Here is a 10,146-nt window from a genome sequence, read left to right as displayed (position 1 = left end):
GGCCGGCTGCCGACTCGTGGCCAGCCGACGTCGCGTGGCCCGAGGGCGTCGCGTGGCCGGCTGCCGACTCGTGGCCAGCCGACGTCACGTGGCCCGAGGGCGTCGCGTGGCCGGCTGCCGCCGTGAAGGGTGCTGGCGGCGCGGGGTCGGTGGGCGCGGCACGATCAGCGGGCGCGGAGCGGCCGGCTGCCGACGCGTCGTGGGCGGCCGCTACGAGCGGTGCCACCGGCGCGGCGTTGGCGGGCACGGCGTGGCCAGTTGCCGTCGCGGGGCCCGTCGGGGTTGCGTGGTGGGCAGCCGTCACGAAGGGTGCCGCTGACGCGGGGTCGGCGGCCGGGGCGGCCGGCGTGTCGTGGTCGGTGGCTGCGCCGTTCTCGTGGCGCCGCGCAACACTCATTCGCGCCCCAGGTCGCGGTGCTGCGGCGCGGCGGCGAGGCGCATCTCGCGGAGGCGGCGGGCGAGCTCCTCGGCGATCGCGACGCTGCGGTGTTTGCCGCCGGTGCAGCCGACCGCGATCGTGAGGTAGCGCTTGCCCTCGCGTTCGAAGCCCGGGGCTGTGGCGTTGATCAGCCGGGCGTACGTCTCCACGAAGGTGACCGCGCCGCGCTGGCCGAGCACGTAACGGCTGACGTCGGTCTCACGGCCGGTGTGTTCGCGCAGCTCCGGCACCCAGTACGGGTTGGGCAGGAACCTCGCGTCGAGGACGAAGTCGGCGTCGGGGGGCAGCCCGTACTTGAACCCGAACGAGAGCACCGTGACCCGGATCTGGGTGGTGTCCTCCTCGCCGAACATCTCCTCGATGCGGCCGCGGAGCTGGTTGACGTTGAGGTGGCTCGTGTCGATGAGCACGTCGGCCTGCTCGCGAGCCTCCTGCAGCAGCTTGCGCTCGGCGGCGATGCCGTCGGAGAGCCGGCCGCCGCCCTGCAGCGGGTGGGACCGGCGCACGCTCTCGAACCGCCGGATCAGCACCTCGTCGTCGGCGTCGACGAACACCATCCGCGGGTTGAACCCGCGCTCCCGCAACGACTTCACCGCACCCGGAAGGTCGGTGGAGAAGGCATGGCTGCGCACGTCGAGCACCATCGCGGTCCGCCGCGCCGCGCCCCGCGCGGCGAACGCCAGCTCCGCCATGTCGAGCAGCAACGCCTGTGGAAGGTTGTCCACGACGTAATACCCGACGTTCTCCAGAGCCCGGGCGACCGTGCTGCGGCCGCCGCCGGAGACCCCCGTCACGATGACCAGGTCGGTCGCCGTGCGGTCGGGCGCTGCCGGCGCTTCTTCGCTCACCACGTCGACGAGTTTATGTCGTGCCGTCCGCCGGTCTGGCGGCTCGGTCGGTTTGTACCTTTTCCGGGTCGTCGCCGGAGCCGTCCGGTGCCGTGGCGGCGGTGTCCGGTGCGGCGGGGCCGGGGATCGCGCCGGCGGCGTCTTCCGGCCCGACCGGTCCCGACGGCGCAGGTCGCGTCGTGGCTGCCGCCGGATCGGCCCGGCCTGGCTCCGCGTCGCCGGGGTGGGATTCGCCGGCCGCCGCCTCGCCGGACATGAGTTCGATCACGACGACCGGGGTGCCGATGTCGGCGACCGCGACCGGCGCCTTGACCGTGCCGCCCGAACGGGACGCACCGCCGTTCGCCGCCAACCCCTCGGAACCCGGAACCACTGCCGCCGGACTCCCCGACCCGGCACCGACCGACGCAGCACCGACCGGCCCAGCACCGGCCGACGCAGCACCGGCCGGCACAGCACTGACCGACGCAGCACCGACCGACGCTGAACTGGCCGACGCTGAACGCTCAGACGCTTGGCCCTCGGGCGACGGGAACCTGTCCGTTGGAAGCACCTGAGCGGGCAGCGCCGCGGGTGGGGCTGGTGGGCCGTTGAGGGCGGTGAGGATCGCGTCCGCGGTGCGGCGGCCGATGCCGGGGACCTCGGCGATCTCGTCGATGCTGGCCGCTTTCAGCCGCTTCAGGGAGCCGAAGTGCCGCAGCAGGGCCTTGCGGCGGATCTCGCCGAGACCGGGCACGTTGTCCAGCGTGGAGGCGATCATGCGCTTGGAGCGCTTCTGCCGGTGGTAGGTGATGGCGAAGCGGTGGGCCTCGTCGCGGGCCCGCTGCAGCAGATAGAGGCCCTCGGAGGCGCGGGGCAGGATCACGGGGAACTCGTCGTCGGGGAGCCAGACCTCCTCGAGGCGCTTGGCCAGGCCGCAGATGGTGATGTCGTCGATGCCGAGGTCGAGCAGGACCTGAGCGGCGGCGTTGACCTGGGGCTGGCCGCCGTCGACGACGACCAGCTGCGGCGGGTAGGCGAACTTGCGGGGGCGGCCGGTGGTCGGGTCGATGCCGGGGCGGGACGGGTCGACGTCGCCCGCGGAGTCAGCGGCGTCAGCGGCGGCGAGCTCGTCGATCTCGACCTTGGCGTCGAGGTAGCGGGCGAAGCGGCGGCGCAGCACCTCGGACAGCGCGGACACGTCGTCGGTGGCGCCGTTGACGGCGAAGCGGCGGTATTCGCTCTTGCGGGACAGGCCGTCCTCGAAGACGACCATGCTGGCGACGACGTCGGTGCCCTGGATCTGGGACACGTCATAGCACTCGATGCGCAGCGGGGCGGTCTGCATGCCGAGCGCCTCGGCGATCTCCTCCAGGGCCTTGCTGCGCGTGCTCAGGTCGCCGGCGCGGCGCAGCTTGTGCTGCTGGAGGGCCTGCTCGGCGTTGCGGGCGACGGTCTCGGCGAGGGTCTTCTTGTCGCCGCGCTGCGGCACGCGGATCGCCACCCGGCTGCCGCGCAGCTTGCTCAGCCAGTCGGCGAGGGCGTCGACGTCGGCGGGCAGCTCCGGGACGAGCAGCTCCTTGGGCAGGTCGGCGGGGTCGGCACCGGCCTCCGCGCCGTAGATCTGGCTGCAGAAGTGGTGGACGAGGTCGCCGGCGCTGAGGTCCTCGGTCTTCTCCACGACCCAGCCGCGCTGGCCGCGGACCCGGCCGCCGCGCACGTGGAACACCTGGACCGCGGCCTCGAGGGGGTCGTCGGCGAACGCGACCACGTCGGCGTCGGTGCCGTCGCCGAGGACGACCGCCTGCTTCTCCACCGCCCGGCGCAGCGCGCCGAGGTCGTCGCGGATGCGGGCGGCGCGCTCGAAGTCGAGCTCGTCGGACGCGGCGAACATGTCGCGCTCGAGCCGCCGGACCATGGTGTCGGTCTTGCCGGCCATGAAGTCGCAGAAGTCGTCGACGATCTGGCGGTGCTCGTCCTCGCTGACCCGGTCGACGCACGGCGCGGAGCACTTGCCGATGTAGCCCAGCAGGCACGGGCGGCCGATCTGGCCGGCGCGCTTGAAGACACCGGACGAGCAGGTCCGCGCCGGGAACACGCGCAGCAGCAGGTCGAGGGTCTCGCGGATCGCCCAGGCATGCGCATAGGGGCCGAAGTAGCGCACGCCCCTGCGCTTGGCGCCGCGCATCACCTGCAGGCGCGGATACGCCTCGTCGAGGGTGACCGCCAGATACGGATAGCTCTTGTCGTCGCGGTAGCGGACGTTGAACCTGGGGTCGTATTCCTTGATCCAGTTGTATTCGAGCTGGAGCGCCTCGACCTCGGTGCCGACCGTGACCCAGTCGACCTTCGCGGCGGTGGTGACCATCTGCTGCGTGCGGGCGTGCAGGGTCCACACGTCGGCGAAATAGGAATTGAGCCGCTGCCGGAGGCTTTTCGCCTTGCCCACGTAGATGACGCGGCCCGACGGATCACGGAACCGGTAGACCCCCGGCGTGTCGGGAATGGTCCCGGACGCGGGTCGATACGTGGACGGATCTGGCACTCTTCGAGACTATCCAAGGGGTACGACAGAAACAGGGTCGGCCGCCCCCTCCCGGCCGGCCCCGCTCCCGTCAAACCAAGCAAAGGCCGCGGCTGCGCGACCCCACGAGCCACGAGCCGCAGCCATCACGCCAGCGAGATGTTGTCCCCTTCGACCTTCAGGGACTTCTCGGCCAGGCCCTTGGTCGCCGGGCCGTTCTTCACCGAGCCGTCGGCCGCGGAGAACACGCTGCCGTGGCACCTGCAGTTGATCGCGCCGGCGGCGACGTCGGAGACGACGCACGACTGGTGCGTGCAGATCGAGCTGAACGCCTTGAACTTCCCGGCCTCCGGCTGGGTGACGACAACACCGCCGCCGTCCTTGAAGATCTTGCCGCCGCCGACGGGAATGTCGGCCTTGGTTGCCAGGACGCCCGCGGCGGCACCTCCGGTGCTGCTGTCCCCCGTCGAACCGCTGTCGTCACTGTCGTCTCCACAGGCGGCGAGCACCGTCACAGCCGTGATTCCGGCTGCTCCGGCGAGCACCGCGCGGCGAGTCGTGTCACTCATAGGCTCCTCCAAGGTCGTTGGCCTGCTGGCTACGCCAGGAAATACGTAGATCATGGAGGGTACGGTTCAATGCTCAACAAACTCTGAGAATCTGTTACCCGCGCGTGACCTTCAGTGCTGCCAAGATCATCGCAGCGTCACGCCTCGACGACGTACCCGGACTGCACCTTCACCGGTACACCGTTCAGCCCCCGCGTCGCCGGACCCCGCGCGAGGCTGCCGTCAGCGATCTTGAACTGGGAGTTGTGCCCGGGGCACATGATCGTCGTCGCTCCCGCCGACGGAGGGTCGACGAGGACGCCCTGGTGCGGGCAGCTGGCCTGGTACGCCTTGAACGTCCCCTGCTTCGCCTGCACGACGAGGATCGTGTCCTTGGCGATCACACCCCCGCCCACCGGCACGTCCTTCACCGCGACGAGCGCGCCCGCCGGCGGCGCCGCGTCGCTGGGACCGGCCGCGGGCGCGGTGTTGTCGAAGGGGTTGCCCCCGGTGGTCGGCGCCGCCGGCGGCGGCTGACTGCCGGCGGCCGCCGGGGTCTTCTCGTCGTCGCCGCAGCCCGCCAGCACCGTCACGCCGAGCGCACCGGCGCCCAGCAGCAGCGCCCGCCGGGCGGAGCAGGGGTTGAACACGTCCTTGACCGGCACGTCTTCCTCCTGAGGTGAGGCCTCGCCAGCGGCCACCGTAGCAGCGCGCGATCTTCGCCGCCCCTCGGTCCACCGCACCCACGCCACCCCCGCCGGGTGGCCGTCCCGGTGAGCGGCCGCACGGCCGGCGGCCACCAGGCAGGTCGGCGTACACCACCGACCGCCGCCGACGCGTGCGACCTGTGCGGACGGCGGTCGATGGTGCGACGGGTCAGCCCTTGGCCGCCGCCTTCTTCGCGGGAGCCCGCTTCGCGGGTGCGGCCGCCGGGACCGCCTTGGCCGCGGCGCCCCTGGCCGTGGTGGTTTTCGCCGCCGTGGCCTTGGTGGCCTTCGCGGCCGCCGACTTGGCGGGCCGGCGGGACGTGACCGCCGGCGCCGGCTCGTCGGCGGTCGGCAGGTCGTCGGGCTCCACCGTGGTCGCCGTCGAACGGGTCCGCGGCGCCGTCGACCTGCGGGTCGCCGCCGAGCGGGCCGTCCCCGCGCCCGGGCCGTTGGCCTTGGCCGCTCGGTCGCGGGCCACGGTGTCCACGGCGTCGCTGCCGTCGCCCTTGAGACCCAGGACGGGCCGCAGGAACTGGCCGGTGTGGCTCTCGGCGATCTCCGCGACCTCCTCCGGCGTGCCTGCGGCGATGACCATGCCGCCCTTGTGCCCGCCCTCGGGGCCCATGTCGATGAGCCAGTCCGCGGACTTGATGACGTCGAGGTTGTGCTCGATGACGATGACGGTGTTGCCCTTGTCGACGAGGCTCTGCAGCACGATCAGCAGCTTGCGGATGTCCTCGAAGTGCAGGCCGGTGGTCGGCTCGTCCAGCACGTAGACGGTGCGGCCGGTGGAGCGTTTCTGCAGCTCGGAGGCGAGCTTGACGCGCTGGGCCTCACCACCGGACAGGGTCGGCGCGGGCTGGCCGAGGCGCACGTAGCCGAGGCCGACGTCGTTGAGGGTCTTCAGGTGCCGGTGGATCGCCGGGATCGCCTCGAAGAACCCGGCGGCCTCCTCGATCGGCATGTCGAGGATCTCCGCGATCGTGCGGCCCTTGAAGTGCACCTCGAGGGTCTCGCGGTTGTACCGGGCGCCCTTGCAGACCTCGCACGGCACGTAGACGTCCGGCAGGAAGTTCATCTCGATCTTGATCGTGCCGTCGCCGGAGCAGGCCTCGCAGCGGCCGCCCTTGACGTTGAACGAGAAGCGGCCCGGACCGTAGCCGCGCACCTTGGCCTCGGTGGTCTCGGCGAACAGCTTCCGGACGTTGTCGAACACGCCGGTGTAGGTCGCCGGGTTGGACCGCGGGGTGCGGCCGATCGGCGACTGGTCAACGCCGACGACCTTGTCGACCTGGTCGAGGCCCGAGATGCGGGTGTGCCGGCCCGGCACCATGCGGGCGCCGTTGACGACGTTGGCCAGGACCGCGTGCAGGATGTCGTTGACCAGGGTCGACTTGCCGGAGCCGGACACGCCGGTCACGGCGACGAACTGGCCGAGCGGGAACGGCACCGTCAGGTTCTGCAGGTTGTGCTCGCGGGCGCCGACGACCACCAGCTCCCGGCCCGGCGTGCGTGGACGGCGGATCTCGGGGGTCGGGATGCTGCGCCGCCCGGCGAGATACGCGCCGGTCACCGACTCCTCCGCGGTCAGCAGCTCGTCGAAGGTCCCGCTGTGCACGACCCGGCCGCCGTGCTCCCCCGCACCGGGCCCGATGTCGACGACCCAGTCGGCGGTGCGGATCGTGTCCTCGTCGTGCTCGACCACGATCAGCGTGTTGCCGAGCCGCTTGAGCCGGGTCAGGGTCTCGATGAGCCGGTGGTTGTCGCGCTGGTGCAGGCCGATGCTGGGCTCGTCCAGCACGTACAGCACGCCGACGAGACCGGAGCCGATCTGCGTGGCGAGCCGGATGCGCTGCGCCTCGCCGCCGGACAGAGTGCCCGACGCGCGGTCCAGGGACAGGTAGTCCAGGCCGACGTCGACCAGGAACCGCAGCCGGGCGTTGATCTCCTTCAGGACCCGCTCGGCGATCATCTTCTGCCGGTCGGTGAGGGTCATCGCCCCGAGCAGGTCGGCGCAGTCACCGACGGACAGGTTGCAGATGTCGGCGATGCTGTGCCCGGCGATGGTGACCGCGAGGATCTCCGGCTTGAGCCGGGACCCGCCACAGGTGCCGCAGGGCACGTCGCGCATGTATCCCTCGTACTTGTCGCGGGACCAGTCGCTCTCGGTGTCGGAGTGCCGGCGCTCGATCCACTGCACCACGCCTTCGAAGCCGGTGTAGTAGGAGCGCTCCCGCCCGTACTTGTTGCGGTAGCGGACGTGGACCTGGTCGTCCGAGCCGTACATGATCGATTTCTGCGCCCGGCTCGACAAGGCCCGCCACGGGGTGTCGAGGTTGAAGCCCGCCTCGGCGCCGAGGGCTTCGAGGAGGCGGAGGAAGTATTCGAGGGTGTGGCCGGTGGCCCAGGGCGCGATCGCGCCGCCGCGGAGCGTCTGCTCCGGGTCGGGGACGATGAGCTCCGGGTCGACCTCCTTCTTGGTGCCGATGCCGGTGCAGTCGGGGCAGGCGCCATAGGGTGCGTTGAACGAGAACGACCGGGGCTCGAGGTCCTCGATCGACAGCGGGTGCTCGTTGGGGCAGGCGAGGTGCTCGGAGAACAGCCGCTCGCGGTGCTCGTCGTCCTCGGGCAGGTCGACGAACTCGAGGATGACGATGCCGGCGGCGAGCTTCAGCGCGGTCTCGACGGAGTCGGTGAGCCGCTGCTTCGAGGACGCCTTCACCGACAGCCGGTCGACGACCACCTCGATGGTGTGCTTCTCCTGCTTCTTGAGCTTCGGCGGCTCGGTGAGAGGGTGCACCACGCCGTCGATGCGGGCCCGGGCGTAGCCCTTGGACTGCAGCTCCTGGAACAGGTCGAGGTATTCGCCCTTGCGGCCGCGCACGACCGGGGCGAGCACCTGGAAACGGGTGCCCTCCTCCATCGCGAGCACCCGGTCGACGATCTGCTGCGGCGTCTGCCGGGTGATCAGCTCACCGCAGACGGGGCAGTGCGGCTCGCCGATGCGGGCATACAGCAGCCGCAGGTAGTCGTAGACCTCGGTGATCGTGCCGACCGTCGAGCGCGGGTTGCGCGAGGTCGACTTCTGGTCGATGGAGACGGCCGGCGACAGACCCTCGATGAAGTCGACGTCGGGTTTGTCCATCTGGCCGAGGAACTGCCGCGCGTAGGACGACAGCGACTCGACATACCGCCGCTGCCCCTCCGCGAAGATCGTGTCGAACGCGAGGCTCGACTTGCCCGAGCCGGACAGGCCGGTGAACACGATCATCGCGTCGCGCGGCAGGTCGAGACTGACGTCGCGGAGGTTGTGCTCCCGAGCGCCACGGATGATCAGACGATCCGACATGCTTCCCCTTGGCAGTGAATATGTCCGCCAGCAGCGGCAAAGAGTCCGGCAGCAGCGACTTTGTCCGGTTCGGACACCGTCTCGGTGCCAGCCGACAACTCTAGCCAGGGGGTATGACAATTTTCCGCGCCCGAACGGGGGAACACTCCGCGACATTCACGCGGAACTCTCCGTCACGGGCGGGCCAGCCGTCGCCGGTCGCGGCTTTCGCGTTTCAGCCGCCGTACCGATGCAAGCTTCTGCTCTTTCTGCAGTTTCTGCCAACTCGCGAACCGACGGGGGCTGAGCTCGCCGTCCTCCACCGCGTCGCGGACGGCGCAGCCGGGCTCCTCGCCGTGCCGGCAGTCGTCGAACCGGCACAGCGTCGCGAGCTGCGTCACATCCGCGAACGCCCGGTCGAGCCCGGCGACGGTGTCGAACATGCCGACGAGTCGCACCCCGGGCGTGTCGAGGACCGCCCCACCGCCCGGCATCGGAATCAACGCCCGATATGTGGTGGTGTGCCGCCCCCGGCCGTCGCCACGCAACGTCTGCGTCTGCATGACGGGCGCCCCGGCCAGGGCATTGACCAGGCTCGACTTGCCCGCGCCGGACTGCCCGAGCAGCCCCAGCGTCCTGCCGTGCGTGATGAGCGGCCGCAGCCCGTCCAGGCCCATCCCGGTGCGCGCGCTGACGGCGTGGACCTCGACCCCGCCGGGCATCTGCTCGGCGAGCGCCTCGGGATCGGCGGCGAGATCACATTTGGTCAGGACGAGCACCGGACGCGCCCCGGACTCCCAGGCCAGGGCGAGGAGCCGCTCGATACGGCCGAGGTCCGGTGACGGGTCGACCGGCTCCACGACCGCGACCGCGTCCACGTTGGCGGCGAGGACCTGCCCGAAGGACTCCTCACCGGCGACCGCCCGGACGATCGCGGTGCGCCTGGGCAGCACCGCCTCCGCGGTCAACCGGCCGTCCGGCCAGGTCCGCACCACGAGCCAGTCCCCCGCGCACGGCAGCGACTCGGGATCCGCCGCGCCGCGCGCCAGCAGGCCACCTGACAGGCTCGCCCGCAGCGGACCGTCCGACGCGAGCGCGGTGCAGACACCCCGGTCGACGCGGCTGACCCGCGCCGGTCGTTGACCGGGCTGGTCGAACCGGCCGGAGTACAGCGCGGCGTAGGCGTCGTCCCAGCCCAGGGCCGACAGGTCAATAATCATGAACATCCTTCCGAACCCGTGTTCGGAATTCCACGGTAGGTAGCGCGTCCACACCGCGAAACCGAATATCGGAGTTATCGTCGGGTGCGTGCTCCCCTCGCATGTGCTGGCCAGCGCCGTAGGACTGCGCCTGGACCGGGCCGACGTCCAGTGGCACGTCTCACCCGGCCAGGACGACTCGCTCATGCGCTTCTGGCTGACCTTCTCCGGCGTCTCGTACGGTTTCCACGTCGGCGCCGAGGACGAGATCCTCGACGTCATCGTCGAGGAGCGCGGCACCGACGCCGACATGGGCGTCTACGGCCGGCTCGAGGTCAGGACCGCATCCCCGGCGGATCCGGCGGCCGCCGCCGTCGGGCAACGCCTCGTGGTCGTGCACGACCTGTACGCCGGTTACCTGGGCAAACCCATCGGTGCGCGGCTCAGCTTCGAGCACGTCGACCTCAGCGTCGCGGACTGGGAGGACGAGCTGCACTGGGCAGCCGGCGACCTGCCGCCCGCCGTCGGTGTCCGGCAACGCTGAGTGGTTCGCATTCCTGCGGCGTCGGTACGA

The 10,146-nt window shown here is 71.1% G+C and carries 5 protein-coding genes and 2 pseudogenes; 1 reads left to right on the top strand and 6 read right to left on the bottom strand.

Going from position 1 to position 10,146, the window contains the following annotated elements:
- Positions 1-393 precede the first annotated feature (393 nt).
- The 6 genes and pseudogenes from rapZ to rsgA all read right to left on the bottom strand — a co-directional run bounded on the left by rapZ (position 394) and on the right by rsgA (position 9,593).
- Positions 394-1,290 carry an RNase adapter RapZ gene (rapZ, locus tag Dsi01nite_RS37150; RefSeq protein WP_203851048.1) on the bottom strand — a complete coding sequence of 299 codons (897 nt, stop codon included), beginning with the start codon at positions 1,288-1,290 and terminating at the stop codon, positions 394-396.
- Between the two features lie 580 nt (positions 1,291-1,870).
- Positions 1,871-3,811 (bottom strand): annotated as a pseudogene (gene uvrC, locus Dsi01nite_RS37145) (excinuclease ABC subunit UvrC); the annotation flags it as partial.
- Positions 3,812-3,936: 125 nt separating this feature from the next.
- On the bottom strand, positions 3,937-4,359 hold the full coding sequence (locus tag Dsi01nite_RS37140) for a Rieske (2Fe-2S) protein (protein WP_203851047.1): 423 nt from the start codon (positions 4,357-4,359) through the stop codon (positions 3,937-3,939).
- A 137-nt stretch (positions 4,360-4,496) separates the two neighbouring features.
- Positions 4,497-5,003, bottom strand: coding sequence for a Rieske (2Fe-2S) protein (locus tag Dsi01nite_RS37135; RefSeq protein WP_239136440.1), 507 nt, complete (start codon positions 5,001-5,003; stop codon positions 4,497-4,499).
- Positions 5,004-5,448: 445 nt separating this feature from the next.
- Positions 5,449-8,394 (bottom strand): annotated as a pseudogene (uvrA, locus tag Dsi01nite_RS37130) (excinuclease ABC subunit UvrA); the annotation flags it as partial.
- Between the two features lie 173 nt (positions 8,395-8,567).
- A complete protein-coding gene (gene rsgA / locus Dsi01nite_RS37125) occupies positions 8,568-9,593 on the bottom strand; it encodes a ribosome small subunit-dependent GTPase A (protein WP_203851045.1) in 1,026 nt (341 codons plus the stop codon).
- A gap of 88 nt (positions 9,594-9,681) precedes the next feature.
- Here rsgA and Dsi01nite_RS37120 point away from each other — a divergent pair, with 88 nt between their 5' ends.
- Complete coding sequence (locus Dsi01nite_RS37120) at positions 9,682-10,116, top strand: hypothetical protein (protein ID WP_203851044.1); 435 nt, start codon at positions 9,682-9,684, stop codon at positions 10,114-10,116.
- The last annotated feature ends 30 nt before the right edge of the window (positions 10,117-10,146 follow it).

Origin of the sequence: Dactylosporangium siamense, from assembly GCF_016862795.1 — a bacterium.
Lineage (GTDB): Bacteria > Actinomycetota > Actinomycetes > Mycobacteriales > Micromonosporaceae > Dactylosporangium > Dactylosporangium siamense.
The sequence above is the reverse complement of the archived record's forward strand: the minus strand, read 5'-3'. Positions and strand labels throughout refer to the sequence as shown.